Genomic DNA, 26,321 nt, shown 5'->3' on the forward strand with positions numbered 1-26,321 from the left:
CAGCAATAACAGACAGGTGAATGCGATGACTGGACTGGTGCGCACGAGTGCCGACCTCGAACCGAGACGCAGGCGGATTCTGTATCGCTGCTGGCATCGCGGCATTCGTGAAATGGACCTCGTGCTTGGCCAGTTCGCGGAAGAAAATATCGCTGAGCTTTCGCAAGAGCAGCTGGACGAACTGGAAACCATCATGGCTGAGGAAGATCAGGATTTGATCCAGATGGTAACCGGTGCGGCGGCAATACCCGCAAAGTTCCAGACGCCGCTGTTTGAAAAAATCATCTCCTACCGCCCGGACTTCGATCTCGTCACGGTCCAGAACGGAAATCGTACAAAATGATTGCAGGTTTCGATGTGAAGCTGGTGGCATCGGCCGATACGCCGCTGACCATCGGAAAGGTGCCAGCAGGCATGGAAGCCTTGCTTCTGGCGGATATGGCACGTGCTGGAACGTCCGTTGCCTATGTCATGTCGGATGGGCAGCGCGTGTCCGATCTGGAGCAAATCCTGGGCTTCGTCGCACCCGAGATCCCGGTGCTGACATTGCCAGCATGGGACTGCCTTCCTTATGACCGCGTGTCACCGAGTGCCGACACCTCTGCGCGTAGGCTGGCGGCGCTCTCAGGTCTGATCCATCACCAGAAGAAGCCGCATCCGGCCATCGTTCTCGTTACCGTCAACGCCATGCTGCAAAAGATGGCGCCGCGCGATGTCATCGAGAGCCTCGCTTTCTCGGCAAAGCCCGGCAACCAGATCAAGATGGAAGAGATCGCGGCGCGGCTGGAGCGCAACGGCTTCGACCGTGTGGCGACTGTCCGCGAGGTGGGTGAATTCGCCGTGCGCGGCGGCATTCTGGATGTGTTCGTTCCCGGCACGGAAGAGCCGGTACGTCTGGATTTCTTCGGGGATACGCTGGAAAGCATCCGCACCTTCGATCCCGCCAGCCAGCGCACCATCGGGCAGGCCCGCTCGCTCGACCTCAACCCGATGAGCGAGGTGACGCTGACGCCCGATACGATCAGCAGATTCCGCAAGAATTACCTTTCGCTCTTCGGGGCTGCGATACGTGACGATGCACTGTATCAGGCCGTTTCCGAGGGCCGTCGCTACGCGGGCATGGAGCATTGGCTGCCGCTTTTTTACGAGCATCTCGAAACAGCCTTCGATTACCTCAAGGGCTTCCGCATCGTAACCGATCACACTGCGCGAGAAGCAGCCGTCGAGCGCTCGAAGCTGGTGCATGACTATTTCGAGGCGCGCCGGGCTTCGGGCCAGACCAAGGGTGCCACGCAGGGCGCGCCTTACAAGCCGGTGTCTCCCAGCCAGATTTATCTCGGCGGCAAAACTTTCGATGAGACGCTGAACGCCTTTAATGCCGTGCGCTTGACGCCATTCAATGAGCAGGACAGCAAGGAAAAGCCGGTCGCGACGCTGGACGCGCATGTCGGCCCACGCTGGGCGAAATCCCAGACGGAAAGCGAAAGCGAGGAGCGCGTCAACGTCTTCAGTCTTGCGGTGAAACATATCGCTGAGCGCCGCTCTAAAGGCTGGAAGGTGTTGATTACCGGTTGGTCCGAGGGCTCGCTGGACCGTTTGTTGCAGGTGCTGAACGAACATGGTCTGGAAAAGATCAAGCCGGTCGGCTCTCTGAAGGAAGTGGAGATGCTTGGCAAGGGTGAGGCTGCTGCTGCGGTCTTAAGCCTCGAAGCAGGTTTCGAGACGCCTTTCGACGGGGGCAATCTGGCCGTCATCGGCGAGCAGGATATCCTGGGCGACCGCATGGTGCGCCGCTCCAAGCGTCGCAAGCGCGGGGCCGATTTCATTTCCGAAGTTGCCGGGCTGGATGAAAACTCGCTCGTCGTTCACGCCGAACACGGCATCGGTCGCTTCGTCGGTCTTCGCACCATTGAGGCAGCGGGTAGCCCGCGTGACTGCCTCGAGCTGCATTATGCCGACGATGCCAAGCTGTTCCTGCCGGTCGAAAACATCGATCTTCTTTCGCGTTATGGCTCGGACGCTGCGGAAGCGCAGTTGGACAAGCTCGGTGGCGGCGCATGGCAGATGCGCAAGGCGAAACTCAAGAAGCGCCTGCTGGATATGGCGGGCGATCTCATTCGCATCGCCGCCGCGCGTCTCGTGCGCAAGGCACCCGTTCTGGCAGCACCCGATGGGCTTTATGATGAGTTCGCTGCCCGTTTCCCTTATGACGAAACGGAAGATCAGCTGAATGCCATCGCATCCATTCGTGAGGATCTGGGTGCAGGCCGCCCAATGGACCGCCTGATCTGCGGTGACGTCGGCTTCGGAAAGACAGAAGTGGCGCTGCGTGCCGCCTTCCTCGCGGCCATGAATGGTGTGCAGGTGGCGGTCGTCGTCCCGACGACGCTGCTCGCGCGCCAGCATTTCCGTACCTTCTCCGAACGCTTCCGTGGACTGCCGATCCGCGTGCAACAGGCATCGCGCCTTGTTGGCACCAAGGAACTGAACCTCGTCAAGAAAGAGGTCGCGGACGGCAAGACGGACATCGTCGTTGGCACCCATGCGCTCTTGGGGCAGGGCATCAGCTTCGCCAATCTCGGCCTTCTCATCATCGATGAAGAGCAGCATTTCGGCGTGAAGCATAAGGAGCGGCTGAAGGAGCTGAAGAGCGATATCCACGTTCTGACGCTGTCTGCAACGCCAATTCCGCGTACCCTCCAGCTTGCGATGACGGGTGTTCGCGAGTTGTCGCTGATCACCACGCCGCCGGTGGACCGCATGGCGGTGCGCACATTTATCTCGCCTTTCGATGCCTTGGTCATCCGCGAAACCTTGATGCGTGAGCATTATCGCGGCGGTCAGAGCTTCTATGTCTGCCCGCGTCTGGCAGATTTGGCGGATATCCACGCTTTCCTGCAGTCGGATGTACCGGAACTGAAGGTGGCGGTTGCCCACGGCCAGATGGCAGCGGGTGAACTGGAAGACATCATGAACGCCTTCTATGACGGCAAATACGATGTGCTTCTTTCCACTACTATTGTCGAATCCGGCCTCGACGTGCCGACGGCCAATACGCTGATTGTGCACCGCGCCGATATGTTCGGTCTTGCCCAGCTTTACCAGCTTCGTGGTCGGGTCGGTCGCTCGAAGGTGCGCGCCTTTGCGCTGTTCACATTGCCGGTCAACAAGGTGCTGACGACGATGGCGGAGCGTCGTCTGAAGGTACTGCAATCGCTGGATACGCTCGGCGCAGGCTTCCAGCTTGCCAGCCACGACCTCGATATTCGCGGTGCGGGCAATCTTCTGGGCGAAGAACAGTCCGGCCACATCAAGGAAGTCGGTTTCGAGCTTTACCAGCAGATGCTGGAGGAGGCCGTGGCCGAAGTGAAGGGTGAGGACGAGGTTATCGACACCGGCTGGTCGCCGCAGATTTCTGTCGGCACCTCCGTGATGATCCCGGAAAACTATGTCCCCGATCTGCATCTGCGCATGGGTCTTTACCGCCGTCTTGGCGAGCTGACCGATCTTGGCGAAATCGATGGCTTCGGCGCGGAGATGATCGACCGCTTCGGCCCGCTTCCGAAGGAAGTGCAGCATCTGCTGAAGATCGTCTACGTCAAGTCGCTCTGCCGCACTGCCAATGTCGAGAAGCTGGATGCTGGCCCGAAGGGCGTTGTCGTGACGTTCCGCAACAAGCAGTTCCCGAACCCGGCGGCGCTTGTTGGCTACATTGGCAAGCAGGGCTCGATGGCGAAGATCAGGCCGGACCACAGCGTGTTCCTGACCCGCGATCTGCCGACCCCTGAAAAGCGTTTGGCTGGTGCCGCGATGGTGATGACTCAGCTGGCGGAACTGGCGAAATCATAGGGGTTTCGCCAGGTCGACCATTACCGCGAATTAATGAAACGGACATGTATCGGTAGAGGTTGAAAGCATAGTCTTCATGTAGCGGATGGACATAGTCTTCCGCTGCTAAACCAAGGAGCAAGACTATGTTGACTACCAAGAACAGGTTTGTCGCCGCTGGTCTGGTTGCTTTGACAATTGCGGGCACCACAATTGCCACCACCAGCCAGGCAGAAGCACGCAACTATCATCATGGAGGCGGAATTGCCGCTGGTATTGCGGGCGGACTTCTTGGGGGCGCCTTGATTGCTGGCGCAGTGGGCGGTCCCGTCTACGGCGCACCGGCATACGGTCCGCCTGTCTATTACGGACCTCCGCAAGCTTATTACGAACCCGTCTATCACCGCTGCCACTTTGAATGGCGCCATAATGGCTGGGGAGAAAGATATCAGGTACAGGTTTGCTACAGGTAATGAGGGCTGATTGATTGGCCTATAGCGTTCCCACACGCATGTGGGAGCGCTTTCTTATTGGTCGTCCGGCGTCATTGCGACCGCAACGTTCTGGTCAGCGGCAACTGATGTCGGCAATGGGACTTTGCGCTGCTTTTCGCGGATCAGCGTCAACAGGCCGGAGCCGATGATGAGAGCGATGCCGACGAGCATCCAACCGTCCACACCGTCTCCAAAGATGAGATATCCAAACAGAATAGCCCACAGCATCTGGCTATATTGCGTCGGCCCGATGACCGCTGCTGGAGCATATTGCGCGGCATACATAATAAGAATATTGGCGAATGCGCCAAGCAGGCCGTAGCCCGCAAGCATTAACCACTGCTCGCCATTGGGTGGTACGAACGAGGGTATCATCAAGACGCCACATATTACGAGGCACCCGAGCACTCCAGCCCCATATAGCGAGATGTTCTTTTCTTTCGGTCCCATCGCCCGGAAGATAACGATAGACAGCGCGCCGCCGAGGCCACCGATGATCGCACCGAGATGACCAATCGAAAGTTCGCGGAAGCCGGGGCGGAGAATGACCAGCACTCCGGCAAAGCCGATGATGACTGCCGACCAGCGCTTGATACCTACCTGTTCTTTCAGAAACAGAACGGACATGATGGTAACGAATGCTGGCAGAAGGAAGATCAGCGCGAAGGCTTCTGCCATTGAAAGATGGGTGAAAGCCGTAACGCTGCCAATTGCACCCGCACCCGATGCGAAGAACCGCAGAATCCAGAGCGGACGGTTCGTGGTGCGTACGATATCGGCAAGGCTATCATTCTTCTTGCGAATGAAGGGTAGGGCGAGAAGGCCAAAAGCCGCGCCGAAAAACGCCGACTGGATCGGCGAAAGTTGACCTTCGATGAGTTTGACGCTGGCATCGCTGAAGGCATAAGCCGCAAATGCGGCGAAGGCCAGCAGAATGCCCTTCAATGTGCTGTCGGACACGGTAACACCGATTAAGAAAACAGGCAGGAACCGACAGCACGCTCGCTGAAGGTCAGTTCATTGCCCTATGCTCTTCCGCTTTCATTTTGGCAATATCCCGCAGTGCATTAATTAGCACTTCCTGAGACTGTGCACCGCTGACTGCGTATTTCTGGTCCAGAATGAAGAACGGCACGCCGGAAACACCCATCTGCTGCCCGGCATCGATTTCAGCTTTTATGGTATCCTTATCCGCATCCGAGGACAGCAATCGCCGCACCAGTTCACGGTCCATTCCGGCCGCTTCGGCTACGTCCATGAGAACGGCGTGGTCACCGATATTGCGACCCTGCTCGAAATTTGCCTTGAATAGCGCGCTGACCACCTTGTCCTGAAGTTCGCGGCTTTCCGAGTGCGCCCAGAGAGACAGCCGATGAGCATCCAGCGTGTTCGGACCAATTTTGACGGCGGCGAAATCATAATGGATGCCGACTTCCTTGCCGAGTTCGGTCAGCATGGCATGCGCCTGATCTACGCGTTCCTGACCCCCAAGCTTTTCTGCCAGCGCTTTGTGATGATCCACACCTTCAGGCGGATAATCCGGGTTTAGCTGGTAAGGGCGCCAGTTTACATCCACGCTGATCTCGTCCTGCACTTCTGCAATTGCCAGATCGAGACGGGCCTTGCCGAGATAGCACCAGGGGCAGACCATGTCCGAGACGACATCGATGACAATACGTTGCATGGCGCTATTCCTTGTGAATTGCTGAAAGTTCACCCCATCTAAGGCGCAGGCATCTGTCGCACAAGGCGTTACCGAAAGGGAACCACCGCAATATCACTGCGCCCGCTCGTCCCACCAGGTCTGTTTCTGGTTGCCGGAAAGCGGTATGGCTTCGGGTCTGCCGATATATTTCCAGCGGGCTACCCACTGCGCGCCGATGTAGTATAGCGGGATGACGTAGTGGCCAGCCGTGAGCAGGCGGTCGTAGGCGCGCACGGCGACTTCGAAATCCTCCGTTTCACGTGCCTGTAAGAGCGCCTCGATCATGCGGTCGATATCCGGGTCGGCAACGCCTGCATAGTTGAAGCTGCCATTGGCGTCCTTCGAGACGGAGCCCCAACGATTGATCTGTTCCATACCGGGGGACAGCGAGGAAGGGTAGGAACGAATGATCATGTCATAATCGAAACCGTTTGAGCGCGATTGATATTGCCCGTCATCGACTGAACGGATTGCCATATCGACGCCGATCAGCCGCAACGAACGCTGGTAGGCGAGGGCGATGCGTTCCTGCGCCGGGTTCTGCGTCATGATTTCGAATGATAACGGGCGACCGTTTGCGTCGGACATCTTACCGTTCGTGATCGTGTAACCCGCTTCCTTCAATGTATCGACGGCGAGCTTCAGAATCTTGCGGTCTGCGCCAGAGCTGTCGGATTTCGGCATTTCATAGGTGCCGGCCAGTATAGCTGGCGGAATTCTTTTGGCGGCATCGCCGAGCAGCGCCAGTTCGTGCTCATTGGCCGGATTGCCGAAAGCGCCAAGCCTGGAGTTCTGCCAGAAGCTCTGGCTTCTCTTGAAAGCTCCACCGAGAATATTGCGATTCATCCAATCGAAGTCCATCGCGTAGGAAAGACCTTCGCGAACCTTCTCATCAGCAAAAAACGGACGGCGGGAGTTGAAGACGAGACCGAACATGCCTGTCGGTTGTCTCGATTCGAAAATGTCGCGGGCGATATCGCCTCTATGGACGGCGGGGAAATCGTAGGCTGAACCCCAATGCGAGGTATCGGAGGTGCCGTTGATGGCGTCACCCTCCGGGTAAATGTCGATATCGCCTTTCTTGAAGGCTTCGAACATGGTTGTGACCTGAAGGAAATAGGTGACGCTGATTTCGTCGTAATTGTCGAAGCCGACTTTTGCCGGAACATTCTTGCCCCAATAATTCGGGTCCCGTTGCCAGACGATCTGCTCGCCCGGCCTCAAGGTCTTGATTCGGTATGGACCGGAGCCGACGACTGGCCCGAGGCCGCCCTGATCGAAGGTTTTCGGATCCATGGCATGAGCGGGCAGGATCGGCGTAGAGGAGGCAAGGATCAGCGGCGTCTCGCGATTCGCCTTTTCGTTAAAAGTGAAACGTACGCTGCGTTCTCCCACCTTCTCCATTTTCGCCACGCCATTCAGGCGGCTGTCGAACGGAGGGCGGCCCTTCTCCTTCAAAAGATTGAAGGTGAAGATCACATCTTCCGGCGTGACCGGCTTGCCGTCCTGCCAATGCGCGTCCGGGTTAAGGTTGAACTGGATGTAGGTGCGATCCTCATCCCACTCGGCCGTTTGCGCCAGAAGGCCATAGAGTGTGAAGGGTTCGTCATGGGAGCGCTGCATGAGAGGCTCGTAGAGAAGATTACCGAATTCCGGGTCCCATACGCCGCGAGCCGTGGTGCGCATTCCCTTGAGAATGAACGGGTTAAGGCTATCGAAGGTGCCAACGACACCATAGGAAACGCGTCCGCCCTTTTTCACCTGCGGGTTCACATAGGGGAGATTTTTAAAGTCTGCGGGCAGTGCGGGATCGCCGTGCATCGAGATTCCATGAAGCGGTTCCGCCAACGCCATGCTTGAGATGAAGAGGGCTGGAATGAGCGCCAAAAGGCTTCGCATGTCACTATCCTGTCGCATTCAGGCTGTTGAGTTGCGGGCCTTGCACCCGGCGCTCGAAACTGGCCTTCTTGTTTTGATTCCCGCAGGAATGTATCACACAGCACTATGTCAGGCATCGGACGAAGGAAAACTTGTCGGCTGCAAGGAAAAAGTTAAAGAAGTGCTGGATATCGCGTCGAACGGGATGTAACAGGGGTGCCGAAACATTCGGGTCACGCATTTGCCTCAATTAAACGACAGTTGACGGGCAGAAGAATACCGGCAGTGTTGAGCAGTTCGCGCCGTACTGCTTCGCATAATAAATTCAGGAGACGGAACTCTTATGATGCAAAAGGCAAACACAATCACCCGGGCAGCTTTGTCTGCTCTCGTTCTTTCCTTGGGTGCCGTGTCCGCCCCCGCAGTATCGCAGGCTCAGCAGGCTGCCGCTCCGGCAGGCTCCCCGCCGCTCGGCTGGTTCAAGACCTGCAGCAAGCAGGAAGACAACGATGTTTGCGTCGTGCAGAACGTCGTGCTTGCCCAGAATGGCCAGATGATCACGGCCGTTGGCCTCATCAGCGTCGAAGGCAAGGTCAACCGTAAGCTGCTTCAGGTTTCCGTCCCGACTGCACGTCTTCTCCCTCCTGGCGTCGTCATGCAGATCGACGGCGGCAAGGGTCAGAAGCTTGATTACGCAGTCTGCCTTCCAGACAAGTGCACAGCCGAAGTTCCCCTGACGGACGCCATGATTGCTTCCCTGAAGAAGGGCGGAGAGGTCGTGTTCACGTCCATCAATTTCCGCCGTGCGCCAAACCCGATCAAGATCGCTTTGAGCGGCTTCACGGGTGCTTACGATGGCGCAGCGATCAGCCAGTCGCAGCTTGCTGAAAGCCAGCGTTCGCTTCAGGAAGGCATGCAGAAGAAGGCTGAGGAAGCTCGCAAGAAGCTCGAAGCCGCACAGGAAGCTGCCAAGGCAAAGCCTGCAAACTAAGCCTGGCTCCATCGAATACAAAAAAACCGGCCTGCGTTTCAGGCCGATTTTTTGTTGTCTGAAATTGCGAATTTCAGTGTGTCATCGCTGATTTCGGACGGAATTCGCCGCTTGGGGTCGTATCGAATATCCGTGTGATATTGGGGTTGCGGAGCGGTTGGTCGCTCTCGTCGTGTATCAGGTTCTGTTCCGACACATAGGCGACGTACTCGGTCTCTTCGTTCTCAGCGAGGAGATGGTAAAACGGCTGATCCCGTTCTGGGCGAATCTCGGCTGGAATCGCATTCCACCATTCTTCGGTATTCGCGTACTCGGGATCTACGTCGAATATTACGCCGCGGAACGGAAACATCTTGTGTCGAACGACTTCGCCTATCGTAAATTTTGCGTCTCTTTGTTTCATGGCATGTCATCCTTTCCCAATACAATTTGGGGCATAGCGGGAAAATATCAAGATGCTCCGCTCAAGTGTCGACGCATCACCGTATTTTGCCCAATGGAGCGGTTGCCAGCACAACGCCGCCCGTCACAAGTATAATGCCTGCCGCGTGATAATGTTCGAAGCTTTCACCAAGAAATGATACGGCCATGATGATCGAAACTGGCGGCGTCATGTAAAGCGTAATGCCAGCCGTTGCCGGCCCGAAGGTGCGAACCGTGTGCGTGAAGCAGTAGAAGGCTGCGATCGAAGCGAAGACGACGATCCCGACGATCTTTGCCCATGATGCGAGAGAGGCGGGTAGCAATCCGCCATTGGCAAGCTCGATTGTCGCAAGCGGCAGAAGCACCAGCGCACCGGAAAGTGCGATGACTGCGAACAGGCTGAGCGATGCCATTGTCTGTGCCGCCGGATCGCGCAAAAGCAGCGAATAGATCGCAAAGGAGATCGATGCCACGAGAATGGCAAAATCGCCCATGTTGAAATTCAACTGCCAAAGCTGCTGCATGTCGCCCTTCAGTACGATAACGGCAACGCCAAGGAAGGCGATGGTCATTCCCACAACTTCCAGCCTGCGAATGGCACGGCCCTGAAATATCCGCTGGAAGAGAATGATGAAGAGCGACGATGTCGTATAGATCAGCGTGCCGTTGGCCGCCGAGGTCATCGTCAGGCCCCAATAAACGACGCCTCCGCAAATTCCCATGCCAAGAATGCCAAGGATGAGCCAGAGTGCCGTCTTCTTTTGGATGAAAGACCAGCAAGCGCGCCAGTTACCGATGATAAAGGGGAGGACCAGCAGCGTCGAAATAGTCCAACGCAGGAATGCTGTCGTAAAAGGCGAAACCTCGCCGATAATCCCGCGTCCGAATATCACGTTACTGGAAAAGAAGAATGGGACAGCGAGGAAGATCAGCCAGTCACGCAGGCGAGGGGATGGGGTGGTGGCGGAGTTCATCGGGCATTCCAGTATGTCTGCTTTTTCAGCTGCTGTGTGACACGCCGGAACCGATTGCAAGCCTTACAAATAGAAAAGGCGCCCCGAAGAGCGCCTTTTCGTAAACATCAGGCCGAATAGTACATGTCGAATTCGACCGGGTGAGGGGTCATTTCGAAGCGCATGACCTCCTGCATCTTCAACTCGATGAAGGCATCGATCTGGTCGTCATCAAAGACGCCGCCAGCTGTCAGGAACTTGCGATCCTTGTCGAGGCTTTCGAGCGCTTCACGAAGCGAGCCGCAGACCGTTGGGATCTTCTTCAGTTCCTTGGCGGGCAGGTCGTAGAGATCCTTGTCCATCGGCTTGCCGGGGTGGATCTTGTTCTTGATGCCATCCAGACCAGCCATCAGCATCGCGGCGAAGCCGAGATATGGGTTCTGGGTCGGATCAGGGAAGCGAACTTCGACGCGCTTTGCCTTCGGGTTGGAGCCGAAAGGAATGCGGCAGGAAGCCGAACGGTTACGGGCGGAATAGGCCAGCAGAACCGGTGCTTCGTAGCCTGGAACCAGACGCTTGTAGGAGTTGGTGGTCGGGTTGGTGAATGCGTTGATGGCCTTGGCGTGCTTGATGATGCCGCCGATGTAGTAGAGGCAGGTTTCTGATAGACCCGCATACTCGTCGCCAGCGAAGGTTGGCTTGCCGCCCTTCCAGATGGACTGGTGAACGTGCATGCCGGAGCCGTTGTCGCCAAAGATCGGCTTTGGCATGAAGGTTGCCGTCTTGCCGTAGGCATTGGCGACCTGATGCACGACGTACTTGTAGATCTGCATCTTGTCGGCGCTGGAAACCATCGTGTCGAACTTCACGCCCAACTCGTGCTGTGCGGAGGCAACTTCGTGGTGGTGCTTTTCAACGACCACGCCCATTTCACCGAGAACAGTCAGCATTTCGGAGCGCATGTCCTGAAGGCTGTCGACTGGCGGAACCGGGAAGTAGCCACCCTTAACACGCGGACGGTGACCGAGGTTGCCGGTCTCGTAATCGGTGTCGTCGTTGGATGGCAGTTCGGAGGAGTCCAGCTTGAAGCCGGTGTTGTATGGGTCGGCCTTGTACTTCACGTCATCGAAGACGAAGAATTCCGGCTCTGGGCCAACGAAGATGGTGTCGCCGATACCGGAAGCCTTGAGGTAGGCTTCCGCCTTCTTGGCCGTGCCGCGTGGGTCGCGGTTATAGGCTTCGCCGGAAACCGGATCGAGAATATCGCAGAAGATGACCATGGTGGACTGCGCGAAGAACGGGTCCATGTGAACGGTCGACGGATCAGGCATCAACACCATGTCGGACTCGTTGATGGCCTTCCAGCCGCCAATGGAGGAGCCGTCGAACATGACGCCATCTGCGAACATGTCTTCGTCAACGCAAACCACGTCCATGGTTACGTGCTGCAGCTTGCCCTTCGGGTCGGTAAAGCGCAGGTCGACGAACTTTACATCGTTGTCCTTGATCTGCTTCAAAATATCGTTTGCGGTCGTCATATGAAGTTTTCCTTGAGTGTGGTGATCAACGAGGTGAAGCCTGAGCCTGGAAATTGGCTCAGGTCATTTTATATGGCGTCTACGCCTGTTTCACCCGTACGAATACGAATAACCTCTTCCACGTTGGAGACGAAAATCTTTCCGTCACCGATGCGGCCGGTCTGGGCTGCATTGCGAATTGCCTCGATCACGGCATCCGCGTTTTCATCTGCAAGAACCACCTCGACTTTTACCTTCGGCAAAAAGTCGACGACATATTCTGCCCCGCGATAGAGCTCCGTGTGGCCCTTTTGACGACCAAAGCCCTTCGCTTCCGTAACCGTTATTCCCTGAAGTCCGACTTCCTGAAGGGCTTCCTTCACTTCGTCGAGCTTGAAAGGCTTAATGATCGCTTCGATCTTTTTCATGAGAAAATATCTCTCCGCTTCTCCCGTTAAAGCGGTAAGTCCGCTCTCCCACAAGAATGCATGTATCGTGCCAGATCGGAAGCCTGTTTGAATAAAAAAACGAGAGAAAGTGATTGGTCATGGGAGGATTTGGTCAAAAACCAGCGTTTTCATAGGTGAAAATGGCAGGGTTGAACGCAAATATGACAGATTGTGCCAATTTTTTTTAGAGAAACCAATGAATTGCGAAAACGTAAACGGCGGAACTTTACTGGCGTAAAAATAGACATTTGATGAAAATTTATGCTGACGAATTTGCCTAAATTTGCGCCGATTGCATTTCTTTGTGTTTTAAGGTGAAGTCCTCATATGACATCCTTGGTATACCACGCTCTTTTCGATCCATCCACCATGGCCGTTATCGACGCGGCCGCTGAGGCTGGCGGGCTACCTGTACTCCCGCTTATGGAGCGGGCCGGGCAGGCGGTTGCAGCCGTCGCGTTGAAATATTATCCGCAGGCCATTCGGTATGTTGTTCTCTGCGGGACCGGCAACAATGGCGGGGATGGCTTCGTTGCGGCTCGTGCATTGCGGCAAAGCGGTGCTAAGGTCGATGTCTATGTTTTCGGAGACCCTGAAAAGACCCGGGGTGCGGCAAGATCGGCCTTTGAGATGTGCGGTGTTCACATCGAGAGGCTGAACCGATTCACGCCGCAAGCCGGTGATGTTGTTATCGACGCAATCTTCGGTGCAGGTTTATCGCGTGATGTCCCGGTCGAGGTTGCTGCTGTGATCCGCAGCGTGGGCGAGGCGGGTTTGCCCGTGATTGCAGTCGATCTGCCATCGGGTTTATGCGGCAGACGCGGTGTGCCGCTGGGCTCAGCTTTCAAGGCTGAGCGAACCGTGACGTTCATGGCGAAGAAACCTGGCCATGTGTTGATGCCGGGTCGCACACTGTGCGGTGAGCTAGAGGTTTTCGATATCGGCATTCCCCACCGCATCATGAAGGGAAATGCAGGGCAGGTGTGGGAGAACCATCCTGCGCTCTGGTCGAGCTTCTTCGCCACTCGTGATCAGGATACCCACAAGTTCAAGCGGGGACACCTGACGGTGTTTTCCGGCCCTTCCCACGCAACTGGCGCAGCCCGGATGACCGCGACGGCAGGGTTGCGAGCGGGGGCAGGTATCGTAACCGTTGCGGCACCTGCGGAGGCCGTTACTTTGCTATCCGCTAACCTGACGGCAATCATGGTGTCGGAGGTCGAAACGGTTGATCAGCTTCGGGAGTGGGGCGAAGATAAACGCCACGGTACCTATGTTCTGGGACCGGGTTTCGGTGATTTCGACAAGGCGCGGCACTTCGTGTCACTGCTGGGTGATAAAGCGCTTGTTCTGGACGCGGATGGCATCACGGCTTTTAAGGACGCCCCGAAAAAACTCTTCGACATTTTCAGAAAAGATGCGCCACGCATTTTGACACCGCATGAGGGTGAGTTCGCACGTGTTTTCCCGCAGATCCATGCCGATAAGCAACTGAGCAAGATCGAGAAAGCGCAGGCTGCTTCTTTGCTGAGTAACGCGGTTATCGTCTACAAAGGCGCTGATACAGTCGTTGCGGCACCGGATGGCAGGGCTGTTGTGAACACCAACGCGCCCTCCTATCTGGCAACCGCTGGATCTGGCGATGTTCTGGCTGGCATAGCGGGAGGGTTTCTGGCGCAACAGATCCCGGCCTTCGAGGCTGCTGCGGCAGTGGTCTGGCTGCATGGTGAGACAGCCAATCATATCGGTCCCGGTTTGACTGCCGAGGATCTGGCCTCCGCAGTCCGTCCCTTTTCTTTTGCGTGATCAAGCGGCTCAGTGATGAGCTGCTTTGCCCTGACTGCTTGCGGTGGCCATCCGCGATGCGCTCATCAGAAGCTTGCGCTCGGCGCGCTCCTGCTGAGGAGTGCGATTGTAGATTTCACGATAACACTTCGAGAAATGCGAAGCGGAAACAAATCCACAAGCGACAGCCACTTCCACCACAGGCATGGCGGACTGCACGAGAAGATGACGTGCGCGGTCAAGGCGGATTTCCAGATAATAGCGGGCAGGGGACCGACCCATTTCCTGCCTGAACAGCCGTTCTACCTGACGGCGTGAGAGGTCCGCATCTTCGGCAATGTCCAGAAGCGATAACGGCTCGGAAAGATTGCTTTCCATGAGCTCGATGATCGAAAGAACCTTGTCGTTCTGCACGCCGAGACGCGCACGAAGCGGCAGGCGCTGCCTGTCATGCGGGTTTCTGACGCGGTCGGTCAGCTGTTGCTCGCAAACGCGGTTGACGAGATTATCACCGAAATCCTGACCGATGAGGTTCAGCATCATATCCAGCGATGCCGTGCCGCCGGCGCACGTATAGATATTGCTGTCGACCTCGTAGAGATCGGCATAGACTTCCACCTGCGGGAATGCCTCGGAAAAGCCGGGAAGGTTTTCCCAATGGATCGCACAGCGCTTGCCGTTCAGAAGACCCGCCTGAGCAAGGACATGTGCGCCCGTACAGAGGCTGCCGATGGCTATCCCGCGATTGTTGGCTTCACGCAGCCAGGCATACACGGATTTGTTGTGATATTGCTCTATGTCGATGCCGGAACAGATGAGGACCATGCTTGGTCGATTCTCTCCGTTTACGCTTTTGCGTTCGTCTGCCAGGTTGGTGTTTGCCTCAAGACAGATGCCGCTGGACGAGACGACCTTTTGGCCATCCAGTGAGGCCAGCCGCCATTCATAGGCGTCGTAACCGAGCATGCGATTTGCTATGCGAAGTGTTTCCACCGCAGCCGTAAACGGCAGCATGGTGAATTGTGGAACCATATAAAAAACTATTATGCGCTTTTTCGAAGGAGGCTTGCTCATAGTGTGATGCTCCATTTGCAATAACGCAATTTTTTGCTTGGAAAGAGTGTCCTGGATATCGCTTTTGCGACCTCATAGTCGCAAATTGCGACACTCCTGTCACGCGCGAAAAAAAGATAGCTGCTGCGGTGGCTTGACGTAAATCAACAAATGAGCATCTCCGCGACATCGCATTATTTTGCATTTTATTAATATTGTTTTCAATTTTTCGGCGCAGCCTGTCAGCAATGTCGCCGAATTGCGCGTTCTGTCATTGCGATGGAACGGCGGTAAATCGAGAGAGCCGCCGCTCTATCAAGTGTTTCAGTACCGGGTATCGAATTGCCGAATGGCTTTCGCCCGGCGGCTATTGAGCGGAGTATTGCGTATGCATGAAGCTGGCATCACTGTTCTAGTGGTCGAGGACGAGCCCATCATCAGGCTGACCTTGGTCGATGCGCTCGAAGAAGAGGGCTACAGAGTTCTCGAAGCGTCCAATGTGCTCGAAGCCGTGGGATTGCTCGGAAAGAACGAGGCAATTTCCGCCGTCGTGACGGATATAGACATGCCAGGCGGCCTGTCGGGGCTCGATCTCGTCGACTTGCTGGATAGAACACAACACCATATCGCCGTGGTGGTTACGTCCGGTGGACATGCTGCGGATACACTACAGCTGCCTTCCGACGCTCGCTTCTTCAGTAAGCCCTATCATTTCGACGACATATTCTTTGCCCTGCGAGCGGGCCTTTCCGCAAAGGCAAAATCCGTGAAAAAGCGCCGCGGATATTCGATCCGTGGCGTGACTACGGCCTGATAGCCTGCAACTGGTTCGCCTATGGTCGGCTGCAACTGCGACTTCTGCGTTTCAGTTGCTCATATACCTTTCACTTTCCGCGTGTTCTGAAGACAAAAAAAGAGCCGAAGGGATACTCCGGCTCTTTTTACAAAGTAGAATTTGGAACGTCAGGCTGCCTGCAACAGGATGAGGCTACGGCCTTCCAACGTGTAGTTCTGGGAGTTGGCGATGTGATTGCCGCTCACGCTTGGATCGGCAGTCGTCAGCTCCGTCGTCCAGCCATGTTCCACCTCGGGAAGCTTGAACTCGACATCACCGTCATGGGGATTGAACAGGATGAGAACATCTCTCCATTCATCGCCATTCGCATCGGCGTCGCGCGTGAGGCGCAAACCGAGGGTGGTGCTACCAGCATCCTCCCAATGTTCCTGGGTCTGCTCGCCACCGCCGGGGTTCAGCCAGCTGACATGCGTACCGTCGTGCCAGCTATCTCTGCGAAGGATCGAATGCTTCTGGCGGAGTTCTATCAGTCTCTGCGTGAAGTTGCGCAGAACCTCCGCACTCTCCGGCAGACCTTCCCAGTGAACCCAGCTGAGATCGCTATCCTGACAATAGCCGTTATTGTTGCCCATCTGGCTTCGGCCGAACTCGTCACCCGCCAGGATCATCGGCGTACCATGCGACAGGAGAAGCGTTGCGAGGAAATTGCGTTTCTGGCGATCTCGGACATTGTTGATGCCTTCGTCGTCCGTCGGCCCTTCGACGCCGTAATTGTAGCTGCGATTATGGCTGTGACCATCCTTGTTGTCTTCGCCGTTCGCTTCATTGTGCTTTTCGTTGTAGGACACCAAGTCGTTGAGGGTGAAGCCGTCATGCGCGGTAATGAAGTTGACGCTTGCCCATGACTTGCGCCCACGCAAATCATAAACATCACCGGAACCGAGAACACGTGCGGCGAAATCTCCAGCGGTGCCATCGTCACCCTTCCAGTATTCACGCACCGTATCGCGATACTTGTCGTTCCATTCTGCCCAACCGGGCGGGAAGCCGCCAACCTGGTATCCGCCGGGGCCAATGTCCCAAGGCTCACCGACCAGCTTCAGTCTGGAAAGAACCGGATCTTGCCCCACCGCATCGAAGAAGCCGCTGCGCTGATCGAAACCTTCCGGTTCACGGCCGAGAATTGTGCCAAGATCGAAGCGGAAGCCATCGATGTGCATTTCTTCTGCCCAATAGCGCAGGGAATCCGTCACCAGTTGGAGAACACGCGGATGAGAGGTGTTTACGGTGTTACCGGTGCCAGTATCGTTGATGTAGTAACGCGGCTCGCCGGGCATGGTGCGGTAATAGGAGAAATTGTCGATACCCTTGAAAGATAGGGTCGGTCCAAGCTCGTTTCCTTCCGCCGTATGATTATAGACCACGTCCAGAATGACCTCGATACCAGCGTCGTGGAAGGACCGCACCATGTCGCGGAAACCCGCCATTTTGCGTGGGCCGTAATAGCGGGAAGCAGGCGCAAAGAAAGCAAGGGAGTTGTAGCCCCAGAAATTTTTCAGGCCCTTGTCCAGCAGATGGGAATCATCGGGGAAGTAATGGATGGGCAAAAGCTCGATTGACGTTATGCCGAGGCTTTTGACGTAAGATACGACATCCTTGTTGCCGAGACCCTCATATGTCCCCCTCAGTTCATCTGGCAAAGCGGGGTGAAGCTTGGTGAAGCCTTTGACATGGGTTTCATAGAAAATGGTTTTCGACCATGGAACACTGGGGCGCGTGTCGTTGACCCAGTCATAATCCTTGGGATCGATGACGCGGCACTTCGGCATTTTCGCCGCACTGTCAGCATCGTTGAAGGAAAGATCTTTTTCCTCACTGTCCAGAACATAACCGAACTGCTCGGAGCCCCATTCGATATCGCCGACGATCTCTCTTGCATAAGGATCGATTAGCAGTTTGTTGGGATTGAAACGATGGCCATTCTCCGGGTCGTAGGGCCCGTGGACACGATATCCGTACAGCGCGCCGGGCTTGAGACCGGGAATATAGCCGTGCCAGATTTCATTGGTAAACTCAGGAAGCGTGATGCGTTCGACTTCGGTTTTGCCGTCCTCGTCGAAAAGGCAAAGCTCGACCCTTTCCGCGCAGGCGCTGAAGAGCGCGAAATTTACGCCGTCGCCATCGTAATTGGCGCCGAGGCGCGTGAAATCGCCGGGTTGAATGCTGGAACCAAACTTTGCCATGGGTTTCCTCTTGCTGAAGTGACCCCCTGAAACTGGCTTATCATCCCGTTTGTTCCGCAGCGCAAAAAAATGGCCCGCCGAGCTGTGCAGCGAGCCATTATCGATGTGTTTTCAGCGTGATTACTTGCGGACAATCCGCATGCGCTTGTTGTCTGTGGTCGGCCATCCAATATCCTTCAATGTGTCAGCAGGCAAAGCTTCGAGCGCCCGCATTGTTTGCCTACGCTTCCAGGAACTATGGATGCTCTGCGCAAGACCCATAACGGGTGCTAACAGGTTCAGAACTAGGGGTTGGCCTTGAGAATTTCTTCTGCCTGAATTTCGGGTGATGGTGGTCATTTCACACTCCTTGGTGCTTCATGTCCATTTGCGGACGGTAATAATGTGCGTCCTTACATTTCATCAATCAATCGAATGAGAATTATATCACTCATGATTTATGGTGATGTATTTCCTCTTCGATTACATCTGAATGTAAGGCGTTTCCCTTTCACGCTTATGACAGTGAACCTGTGTTGACTTTCAATCAAATGAAATGATATCGATGTATCGTTCAAAAAAATTGAAGGCGTCTCGTCATGACAATTTCATTCCGGCAGCCATTGCCACTTCTCGACAATGATATCTTGAGGACATTCGTCGCCATTGCCGAAACCGGCAATTTCTCCACGGCTGCGGAGGTTGTCTTCCGAACGCCCTCTGCGGTTTCAATGCAGATTAAGAAGCTCGAAGAGCAGCTTAAGACGACCTTGTTTCTCCGTGATGCTCGTTCCGTTACGCTCACCGCTCACGGTGAAATTTTGCTGACCTATGCCCGACGAATGATCGCGCTTTCGAACGAGGCGGTGTCGCGCTTCGTCATGCCGGAGCTTTCCGGCGTCGTGCGGCTTGGTGCGCCAGAGGATATCGGCGAGCGCGGACTGCTGCCGGGTATTCTCAAGCGCTTTGCCGAAGCTTTTCCGGCAATCATGGTGGATGTCACTATCGATTCAAGCAGCAATCTCTACCGTCGCATGGACGAGCAGCGGCTCGACCTTGCATTGGTGAACTGTGCTGCCCATCCTTTGCGGGATACTGGCGAGGTGTTGATGCGCGAGCGTCTTGTCTGGGCGGGTGCCAAATGCGGGACGGCGCATTTGCGCGATCCGTTACCGATCTCGATCTGGGAAGACGGGTGCATCTGGCGCTCTGAGGCGATCAATTCGCTGGAGCAGCGTAGCCGTCGCTACCGCGTCGCCTATCTTAGCGGGCATACGATGGCGCAACGTGCGGCAATCGAAGCCGACTTGGCTATTGCACCACTGCCGAGGTCTTACGTGCAGAACGACATGGTCATATTGGGTGAGAAGGAAGGGCTGCCGGAGCTTGGCTGCTTCGATATTCGCCTCATCACCGGCGAAAAATCTTCCCGGCCTGTGGAGGCTGTTGCGGATAGTATCCGGAACGCTTTTCGCGATATCGCCCAGCCGGTTGCGGCATGATCACAGTTTTTTGAAACTGGCTGGAACCGGACGCGTATTTCTGCGTTCCTGAAGTGCATTTTTGGATCGTGTCTGCTTCGGCAGACTTTCGGGGAGTATAAGCATGACCACACGCGCATTCGCAACCACCGCCGCAATTCTGATGACCGTCGCTGCCCTCAGCTCCTGCGGCAACACCATCCGCGGCATGGGCCGTGACACTGCAAACGCAGTGGACGCAACACAGGATGCTGGCCGCAACGTGGACCGCGCTGCGCGTCGCTAATCCCATCTTTCACGACTTGAAAATGCCAGCGACTGTCGCTGGCATTTTTGCTTTTTAGATGCTTGATTTTGTGCCTTTGACCGCATTCGGTCATATTCTCGTCCGCCTCGAAAGCCTATCGCTCTTGTCCGTTACGCAAGATGATTCTCAGGTGGGATGAGGGATGATGAAACGGTTCTTAGGATATTTTCTGTCGCTTCTCTGTTCCACGACTGCGGTCAGCGCAGAACTTCCGTCCTATTGCCGTGAGATCGATCATTCTGGTGGCAAATATACGGTCTGCAGCTTCGATCCCCGCAAAAACAAAATCAGGCTTTACCATCACGACTACATAACCGGTGTGCCCTACGGGTCATTCGCTGCGCTCTCAACTGCTCTCTGGCGGCAGCACAGTTTCATCGTCTTTGCCATGAATGGCGGTATGTATCACCGTGACCTGTCGCCGGTCGGTCTTTATATCGACCACGCAACAGAGAAGACGCAGATCAGCACCGGCGGCGGGTGGGGCAATTTCCATATGCAGCCAAATGGGGTTTTCTTTCTGGATGGCGAGGCCGCCGGAGTGCTGGAAACCAGCGCTTATCTCAACGCAAATCTGAAGCCGGACTTCGCTACGCAATCAGGTCCGATGCTGGTTATCGACGGCAAGCTGCATCCGCGTTTTCTCGAAGACAGTGACAGTTTCAAAAGGCGTAACGGCGTCGGCGTTTCGAGCGACGGCATGGTTCACTTCGCGATTTCGGAAAACCCTGTGCGTTTCTATGATTTTGCCACGCTTTTCCGCGACGAACTCCATGCACCCAACGCTCTTTATCTCGATGGTACGATTTCCAGCGTCGATATCCCTGCCATCAACAGACGCGACGACCTGTTCCCCATGGGACCGATCATCGCAGTTGTGGATAGCGTGCCAGATTGAGCGCGCTATCTACAGCGGAGATTTTGGGTAGGCTTTTTCCAGGCCGCCAGATTTTGTAACGCCCGCCTTGAAGGCGGCGAAAGCTGGATGCTGGCTGCTCCTGGTCGCCTCATGGAGACGGATCTGAATCCGGGCAGGGGCGTTGTCGCCGAACCACTGGCCGCATTTCTCGAGCTTCAACGTGTTGAGAAAGCGCGATTGCGTTTGCTGATCCAGAAACAGATGCAAGCCTTCCAGCAGGTTCTCGTCTTGGAGCGCGTTTTCCATCAGCAATTTAAGCCATGCCTGGTCGTCCTCGCCGAAAGCGCCGATCTTGGAAGCGACCGTGTTCCGGTCTGGAAAAGAGGATGAATTCGCCTGCATGATTCCTCACCGCAAATGTTTGTTTCGGCCCGGATAATCCAGACTTCAACCGGTTTCAAGTGATGGGTGCTGACCTCGGTAAGAGGTTCAAAATCGACCTCTTTACACTTTAGTCGAAATTAAGACGGTCTCGTGTGGAGGGTTGTTTCAAAATGGGTCGATAACCTATTGTTTTTTCGAGTACCTATGCAATGCGCGTATGGCAGATGATAGAATTCGCCTTGCTTTAGCCGCTTTTTGCAATTGCGTTCGTCACGCATTTTTAATAAATACTCCCGCCAACGGAGCGAGCGATAAGAGCCGCCCGGAGAGTGAACACGCTGGAGTAATCATGGAAGAAACTGCACAGAAATCCTGCTGGGGCGTAACGTTACGTGCACTTGCAGGCTTTGCCGCTTTTCTCGCATTGACCTATATTTTTGGCACGCCGTAAGCATCTCTCTTACAGAAGTTTCAGGCAAGACAGCACGGTCTCTCCCAAGAGCCGTGCTGCTTTCGTTTTACCGATGCGAAACGCCATGTCGCAGCCGGGGAAGTTTCTGCCCCTTTTTGATATGGCTGGCTTTGCGCGGTTCGGATAGACTGACTCGATAAGTCTATACATAGGGCAGGCCACACATGTTTCTTTCGGTTTTCGATGTTTTCAAGATCGGTATCGGTCCATCCAGTTCGCATACGATGGGGCCGATGTCGGCGGCGAACCGTTTTCTGGAAACGATCCTTTCCGATGACTGGCCACGACCTACCGGCGCAACCGTCTCGACGATCAAGGTCAGCCTGCATGGCTCGCTTGCGTTCACCGGCATTGGCCATGGTTCAGGTCGTGCGGTGGTGCTCGGCTTGACGGGTGAACGACCAGACTGCGTCGATCCCGACGCGATGGATGGTATCATTGCTGAAGTGGAGGCCAAGGGGCTCGTTACGCCGCCGGGGCATTCGTCTTACGTGTTTCGCCCGGCGGAAGACCTCGTGTTCGACAAGAAGAACCCGTTGCCCGGTCACGCCAACGGCATGACATTCTCGGCCTATGATAATCAGGGCCGCATGCTGCTGAAGCGTATCTACTATTCCGTCGGCGGCGGTTTTGTCGTTACCGATACGGAACTGGATTCCATGCGTCAGCGCGGCAAGACCGTCGATAATGGGCCGAAGGTACCCTATCCCTTCGCATCGGCCAAGGAGATGCTGGATATGGCCGAACGTTCCGGCCGCACCATTGCGCAGATGAAACGTGCCAACGAAGAAACCGTAATCAGTCGCGATGAACTGAACAACCGCCTCGACCAGATCTGGGAGGCCATGAACGGCTGTATCGAACGCGGCCTCAAGGGTGAGGGCATCATGCCCGGCGGTCTCAAGGTCCGCCGTCGTGCGCGTTCAATTCATGAAAAGCTGAATGCGGAATGGCGCAGCAATCGCCTCAATCCGGTTCTCGCCAACGACTGGCTAAGCGTTTACGCCATGGCTGTGAACGAGGAGAACGCAGCTGGTGGCCGGGTTGTGACGGCGCCGACCAATGGCGCGGCGGGGGTCGTCCCCGCTACAGTCCGTTATTTCCGCCACTTCCATGAAGATGCATCTGTCGATGACATCCGCGATTTCCTTCTGACGGCAGCTGCCATTGGCGGCATCATCAAGCACAATGCGTCGATTTCCGGCGCAGAAGTCGGCTGTCAGGGCGAGGTTGGGTCCGCAGCGGCAATGGCCGCAGCAGGTCTCGCAGCCGTGATGGGCGGTTCTCCGGCCCAGATCGAGAACGCAGCGGAAATTGCGCTGGAACATCATCTGGGCATGACGTGCGATCCTGTCGCCGGTCTCGTTCAGGTGCCTTGCATCGAGCGTAACGCACTCGGTGCTGTGAAAGCCGTGACCGCAGCCTCGCTGGCGTTGAAGGGCGATGGTGAGCATTTCGTGCCGCTGGACGCCTGTATCGAAACCATGCGTCAGACCGGTAACGACATGAGCGAGAAATACAAGGAAACCTCCACCGGCGGCCTTGCAGTCAATGTCGTGGAATGTTGATGTCTCGGTCAGCTAGCCAAGATGAAGTTCTTGACGTGTTGTCCAAAACGGCATTGATAGCGCCATGGCATTACATCTGATCAAGCTTTGCGTTGGCGCAGACTGCATCGAGGATTTGCGCGACTGGGTTTCCCAGCGGTCTCTGTCTGCGATTGCGGCGGGGCTGGAGCCGCACAGCGTTCACACCACGCGCATGTTACCGAAACGAGGAGACGAGCTGCTCGATGGCGGCTCGCTCTACTGGGTTATCAAAGGCCAGGTGCAGGCGCGGCAGAAACTGCTCGACATTCGCTCTTTTACTGGTGGTGACGGAATAACCCGTTGCGATCTGGTGTTGGGGCCTGAGGTCATTGAGACCTCTCCGGCACCGAAACGGCCGTTTCAGGGATGGCGCTATCTGAAAGACGATGAGGCTCCCCGTGATCTCGACGGGTTTGATCTTTCCGATGATATGCCGTCAGACCTTCGCCGGGAGCTGGCCGAACTCGGTCTGCTTTGACGTTTCTCGCAAAGCCTCGATAACACATGAAAAAGCCGGTTCCGGGGGCAACGGAACCGGCACTCGGCACGGTCTTAAACGGGGTGTAGACCGGCCTTGAGTTTGGCTTGGCTGTTCACATGTCGCTACGCAGAAACAGTGCGTGTTTTGCGCGGCAGCATGGCTTAATTGATACCGGCAACTGCGTTGACGTTACGGCCATCCTGAATTTTCACCCAGCGTCCGGGATTGTTGGAGTCCTGGCGCTTGAGGTAAGTGTATTCGGTCTCGGCCCAATCCATCACCTTGTTGCGAAGATTATCCAGAATGAAGTCGCCGCGATCGGTCCGCACCGTCAGCACGGCATGGCCGGAGCCATTCGGCTGAAGAACGACGGTGATCAGAAGGTTGGATGCGGAGAAGCCCTGGCTCATCAGCATCTTGCGCTTCAACAGCACGAAGTCTTCACAGTCGCCGACTGTCGTTGGGTAAGCCCAACGTTCTTCAACACCGTAGATTTCCATGTCGGTCATCGGCGTAATCGTCGTGTTGACGGTGTAATTCACATCAAGAATCGCCTGCCACTTTTCCTGCGTCAACTTGATCGGACCCATGTCCACTGACGTTGGCTGGCACTCGCTCTGATAGGTCTGGCAGAATTCATAGTGACCAATCGGCGGATTTGCCTTGCCCATGATGCGCATTGCTGCGGCTGGAGATGCTTCTGCCTGTGTCGCAAATGCCCCTGCGACCAAAGCTGCAATCATAAGTCCGAAACGGCTGTACTTTTTCATTTGTTGTCTCCCCGTCGTTGGAAAGACAATGCCAGCTAGTTTTTGATCGCCCGCAAATAACGGTGGTCAAATTCGAGCTTAAATTTAGAAAAAACAACGGTTTATTTGAACTGTATTTGAGAGGAATTTGATTCAAATTTGATCGAATTCATTATGCTCACCCTGTGGGATTTTGCGCTATATGATTGATTTTATAGGGTTATCATATGCTGTTGGTAAACGGCTTCAGTGTTTTTCTTATCGAGGTCCGCATTTAAACTATTCTTTGACTATACTTTTAACACTCAAAACGGCTTGAAATGAGCTGAAATAAGCCAAAATCACCTCATGATTGTGCGAGAAAATTCGATTTCAACCGGTTTTCAGCCATTTTTTTCTGAAATTTTTTCGTTTTCCCACAATGAAACAGGTAAAAAAGGTCTGCTCAGGAGTTCGATTGGCCAATTCGGATGTAAGCAAGCGCTCTTAAAAAGGGAAGGCAGCATGAAAAAACCGGCTAACGCGAGGCGTTGCCGGTTTAAAGGTGGAGGTTATTTTTCAATCAGAGAAATTCGATCAGCGCGTCGCGTGATTGTACCGTGTCGAATTCAATGGCAACGCCCTCCATGAAGTGGCGGACGATGCGACCTGCCATGTTGCCCAGGCGAACATTCGTACCGAGGGCAGGGCGGATTTCTATTTCGATAGCTGCGCCTGAAAGTGAAAGGTCGATGATACGGCAATGAGCGATATTGCCATCATTCAGCATCAGTTCTGCTTTCGGGTTGCGTGGAGTAAGGCGGTCGTGGCGGCGATCTTCAGGAAGGCCGAGTTCCTGACGCTTGGCAATCCAGGCCAACTGCGCTGCCAGCTTCTCCCGCTTTCTTTCCGTCGCGGAAATCGAAATCGTAAATCCATCGGGCGTCAGCGTCGTGACCATACCTTCGATACGGCCAATGTGCTGAAGATAAGCGATGATTCGTTCGCCGCGCAGCGGACGCGCAAAGCAGGTGAACCGCGCCGTTTCGGCCGTCATTTCATTCGCAGTGCAATCGAACTCATCCTGGCTGGGCAGCATGAGGCGCCCCGAAAGGCCAACGGAAACGCTTTCCACGGCACTGGCGGTTTCGGCAGTTTTAGTAGCGTAGGCGGTGTTTGCTGAGCGCGATGCGAACATGGACTTACTATGTGAAGAAAAGATAATCTTCTCTCTACAATGCGCGAGTTAACAGACGGTATTGTCGTAAACCGTAATCATTCACAAAGTTTCCCATTTTGACATTGTTTGCGCCCCGGCCTGCGGTACATAGCTCTTACTGCGCCTTTTCGGCGGTTCAAGCAGTCCGCTTCGGGTTATCGTAAGCGCGGCAAGTGGCTGTGCGAAATCATTGCGCGCTGGCTCGCAACTGATGCAGCCGAGAAGACTGCCTTGACCGCTCTGTTCTGCGGCAAGCGGTAACAACACCATTTCAAGCGCCACCAACTCCAACCCATCGGCGGTCTCGCCCTCAATCTCGAAAATAACGGGCAATTGGTGGGTCATTACGCCTTTGGCGATGTCGTTTGCGTAGCCTCCCACGCGATCATTCCAGATGTCCTCAAATTGGGAGCCGCGCAACTCTGCACGAAAAAGATTATAAAGCCGCGTGCCCGTCAAACCGAAGGCGATGCCCGCATCGTTCGCTTTCAGTATGAAGAGATCAGGCAGGATGCTCCTTATCTTTCCAGGATCGATTTCTGCGCGAGAAGGTGCGCTGCGGTTGTGGCGCAGCCTGTTCCAATAAGCATAGATTTCAAAACTGGCGGCGTTCTTCATGATGCTCTTTCCGCCGTGCCAAACCGTATCGATTTGAGACAGCTCTGCAGTTCATTTGCAGGATAAGGAGAGTAGATGCGAAATTCGTG

At 55.2% G+C, this 26,321-nt stretch carries 26 protein-coding genes; 12 read left to right on the forward strand and 14 right to left on the reverse strand.

All coding sequences use genetic code 11. The annotated features are described in order from the left end of the window. Positions 1-25 precede the first annotated feature (25 nt). The 3 genes from G6L28_RS07250 to G6L28_RS07260 all read left to right on the forward strand — a co-directional run bounded on the left by G6L28_RS07250 (position 26) and on the right by G6L28_RS07260 (position 4,301). Positions 26-343 (forward strand): succinate dehydrogenase assembly factor 2, encoded by a 318-nt coding sequence (locus G6L28_RS07250; RefSeq protein ID WP_174063118.1) that lies wholly within the window; start codon positions 26-28, stop codon positions 341-343. Continuing rightward, positions 340-3,849: a transcription-repair coupling factor gene (mfd, locus tag G6L28_RS07255; protein ID WP_174063119.1), complete on the forward strand. Its 3,510-nt coding sequence runs from the start codon at positions 340-342 to the stop codon at positions 3,847-3,849. The genes G6L28_RS07250 and mfd overlap by 4 nt, the downstream gene beginning before the upstream one ends. 125 nt (positions 3,850-3,974) lie before the next feature. Beyond that, positions 3,975-4,301, forward strand: a complete 327-nt coding sequence (locus G6L28_RS07260) for a hypothetical protein (RefSeq protein WP_174063120.1) — start codon at positions 3,975-3,977, stop codon at positions 4,299-4,301. Between the two features lie 54 nt (positions 4,302-4,355). Here G6L28_RS07260 and G6L28_RS07265 read toward each other — a convergent pair whose 3' ends face one another. The 3 genes from G6L28_RS07265 to G6L28_RS07275 all read right to left on the reverse strand — a co-directional run bounded on the left by G6L28_RS07265 (position 4,356) and on the right by G6L28_RS07275 (position 7,926). Next, entirely contained in the window at positions 4,356-5,282 is a 927-nt protein-coding gene (locus G6L28_RS07265; RefSeq protein WP_174063121.1) for an EamA family transporter, read from the reverse strand. A 52-nt stretch (positions 5,283-5,334) separates the two neighbouring features. Then, positions 5,335-6,006, reverse strand: coding sequence for a DsbA family oxidoreductase (locus tag G6L28_RS07270; RefSeq protein WP_174063122.1), 672 nt, complete (start codon positions 6,004-6,006; stop codon positions 5,335-5,337). A gap of 93 nt (positions 6,007-6,099) precedes the next feature. Then, the gene (locus G6L28_RS07275; protein ID WP_174063123.1) at positions 6,100-7,926 is read right to left on the reverse strand and encodes an extracellular solute-binding protein; all 1,827 of its coding nucleotides are present in this window, start codon (positions 7,924-7,926) and stop codon (positions 6,100-6,102) included. Between G6L28_RS07275 and G6L28_RS07280 the strand changes: the two genes are divergently transcribed. Together G6L28_RS07280 and G6L28_RS07285 are read left to right on the forward strand one after the other, a co-directional pair. Next, on the forward strand, positions 7,904-8,116 hold the full coding sequence (locus G6L28_RS07280; RefSeq protein WP_174063124.1) for a hypothetical protein: 213 nt from the start codon (positions 7,904-7,906) through the stop codon (positions 8,114-8,116). The two genes, G6L28_RS07275 and G6L28_RS07280, sit on opposite strands and share 23 nt — an antisense overlap. Before the next feature lie 132 nt (positions 8,117-8,248). Beyond that, on the forward strand, positions 8,249-8,896 hold the full coding sequence (locus G6L28_RS07285) for an invasion associated locus B family protein (RefSeq protein WP_174063125.1): 648 nt from the start codon (positions 8,249-8,251) through the stop codon (positions 8,894-8,896). Between the two features lie 73 nt (positions 8,897-8,969). On the opposite strand, the gene hspQ is transcribed toward G6L28_RS07285, so the two are convergent. From hspQ to G6L28_RS07305, 4 genes are all read right to left on the reverse strand, one after another. Beyond that, on the reverse strand, positions 8,970-9,299 hold the full coding sequence (hspQ, locus tag G6L28_RS07290) for a heat shock protein HspQ (protein ID WP_174063126.1): 330 nt from the start codon (positions 9,297-9,299) through the stop codon (positions 8,970-8,972). A gap of 76 nt (positions 9,300-9,375) precedes the next feature. Beyond that, a complete protein-coding gene (locus G6L28_RS07295; protein ID WP_174063127.1) occupies positions 9,376-10,293 on the reverse strand; it encodes a DMT family transporter in 918 nt (305 codons plus the stop codon). 107 nt (positions 10,294-10,400) lie between these two features. Beyond that, positions 10,401-11,810: a type I glutamate--ammonia ligase gene (glnA, locus tag G6L28_RS07300; RefSeq protein ID WP_174063128.1), complete on the reverse strand. Its 1,410-nt coding sequence runs from the start codon at positions 11,808-11,810 to the stop codon at positions 10,401-10,403. 68 nt (positions 11,811-11,878) lie between these two features. Beyond that, positions 11,879-12,217 carry a P-II family nitrogen regulator gene (locus G6L28_RS07305; RefSeq protein ID WP_007753933.1) on the reverse strand — a complete coding sequence of 113 codons (339 nt, stop codon included), beginning with the start codon at positions 12,215-12,217 and terminating at the stop codon, positions 11,879-11,881. A gap of 348 nt (positions 12,218-12,565) precedes the next feature. Between G6L28_RS07305 and G6L28_RS07310 the strand changes: the two genes are divergently transcribed. Further along, complete coding sequence (locus G6L28_RS07310) at positions 12,566-14,044, forward strand: NAD(P)H-hydrate dehydratase (protein WP_174063129.1); 1,479 nt, start codon at positions 12,566-12,568, stop codon at positions 14,042-14,044. Between the two features lie 9 nt (positions 14,045-14,053). Here the strand turns inward: G6L28_RS07310 and G6L28_RS07315 are convergent, their stop codons facing one another. Then, a complete protein-coding gene (locus G6L28_RS07315) occupies positions 14,054-15,097 on the reverse strand; it encodes a GlxA family transcriptional regulator (RefSeq protein ID WP_174063130.1) in 1,044 nt (347 codons plus the stop codon). A gap of 367 nt (positions 15,098-15,464) precedes the next feature. Between G6L28_RS07315 and G6L28_RS07320 the strand changes: the two genes are divergently transcribed. After that, a complete protein-coding gene (locus tag G6L28_RS07320) occupies positions 15,465-15,890 on the forward strand; it encodes a response regulator (protein WP_174063131.1) in 426 nt (141 codons plus the stop codon). Positions 15,891-16,039: 149 nt separating this feature from the next. Here G6L28_RS07320 and glgX read toward each other — a convergent pair whose 3' ends face one another. Together glgX and G6L28_RS07330 are read right to left on the reverse strand one after the other, a co-directional pair. After that, positions 16,040-18,115: a glycogen debranching protein GlgX gene (gene glgX / locus G6L28_RS07325; protein ID WP_174063132.1), complete on the reverse strand. Its 2,076-nt coding sequence runs from the start codon at positions 18,113-18,115 to the stop codon at positions 16,040-16,042. Positions 18,116-18,235: 120 nt separating this feature from the next. Further along, complete coding sequence (locus G6L28_RS07330) at positions 18,236-18,454, reverse strand: DUF1127 domain-containing protein (RefSeq protein WP_174063133.1); 219 nt, start codon at positions 18,452-18,454, stop codon at positions 18,236-18,238. Positions 18,455-18,693: 239 nt separating this feature from the next. Here G6L28_RS07330 and G6L28_RS07335 point away from each other — a divergent pair, with 239 nt between their 5' ends. The 3 genes from G6L28_RS07335 to G6L28_RS07345 all read left to right on the forward strand — a co-directional run bounded on the left by G6L28_RS07335 (position 18,694) and on the right by G6L28_RS07345 (position 20,780). Next, positions 18,694-19,596, forward strand: a complete 903-nt coding sequence (locus tag G6L28_RS07335) for a LysR family transcriptional regulator (protein ID WP_174063134.1) — start codon at positions 18,694-18,696, stop codon at positions 19,594-19,596. Between the two features lie 103 nt (positions 19,597-19,699). Further along, the gene (locus G6L28_RS07340) at positions 19,700-19,861 is read left to right on the forward strand and encodes an entericidin (protein ID WP_174063135.1); all 162 of its coding nucleotides are present in this window, start codon (positions 19,700-19,702) and stop codon (positions 19,859-19,861) included. 166 nt (positions 19,862-20,027) lie between these two features. Then, entirely contained in the window at positions 20,028-20,780 is a 753-nt protein-coding gene (locus tag G6L28_RS07345; protein WP_174063231.1) for a phosphodiester glycosidase family protein, read from the forward strand. A gap of 9 nt (positions 20,781-20,789) precedes the next feature. Here G6L28_RS07345 and G6L28_RS07350 read toward each other — a convergent pair whose 3' ends face one another. Next, positions 20,790-21,143 carry a hypothetical protein gene (locus G6L28_RS07350; RefSeq protein WP_174063136.1) on the reverse strand — a complete coding sequence of 118 codons (354 nt, stop codon included), beginning with the start codon at positions 21,141-21,143 and terminating at the stop codon, positions 20,790-20,792. Positions 21,144-21,761: 618 nt separating this feature from the next. Here G6L28_RS07350 and G6L28_RS07355 point away from each other — a divergent pair. Further along, entirely contained in the window at positions 21,762-23,165 is a 1,404-nt protein-coding gene (locus G6L28_RS07355) for an L-serine ammonia-lyase (RefSeq protein ID WP_174063137.1), read from the forward strand. Between the two features lie 64 nt (positions 23,166-23,229). Then, positions 23,230-23,664: a DUF1489 family protein gene (locus G6L28_RS07360; RefSeq protein ID WP_174063138.1), complete on the forward strand. Its 435-nt coding sequence runs from the start codon at positions 23,230-23,232 to the stop codon at positions 23,662-23,664. A gap of 164 nt (positions 23,665-23,828) precedes the next feature. Here G6L28_RS07360 and G6L28_RS07365 read toward each other — a convergent pair whose 3' ends face one another. The 3 genes from G6L28_RS07365 to G6L28_RS07375 all read right to left on the reverse strand — a co-directional run bounded on the left by G6L28_RS07365 (position 23,829) and on the right by G6L28_RS07375 (position 26,232). After that, complete coding sequence (locus G6L28_RS07365) at positions 23,829-24,437, reverse strand: transglutaminase-like cysteine peptidase (RefSeq protein ID WP_174063139.1); 609 nt, start codon at positions 24,435-24,437, stop codon at positions 23,829-23,831. Between the two features lie 541 nt (positions 24,438-24,978). Continuing rightward, positions 24,979-25,593 carry a PilZ domain-containing protein gene (locus G6L28_RS07370; protein ID WP_174063140.1) on the reverse strand — a complete coding sequence of 205 codons (615 nt, stop codon included), beginning with the start codon at positions 25,591-25,593 and terminating at the stop codon, positions 24,979-24,981. A gap of 81 nt (positions 25,594-25,674) precedes the next feature. Next, positions 25,675-26,232, reverse strand: coding sequence for a PAS domain-containing protein (locus tag G6L28_RS07375; RefSeq protein WP_174063141.1), 558 nt, complete (start codon positions 26,230-26,232; stop codon positions 25,675-25,677). Positions 26,233-26,321 lie beyond the last annotated feature (89 nt).

The sequence above is a fragment of the Agrobacterium larrymoorei genome (assembly GCF_013322225.1).
GTDB lineage: Bacteria > Pseudomonadota > Alphaproteobacteria > Rhizobiales > Rhizobiaceae > Agrobacterium > Agrobacterium larrymoorei_A.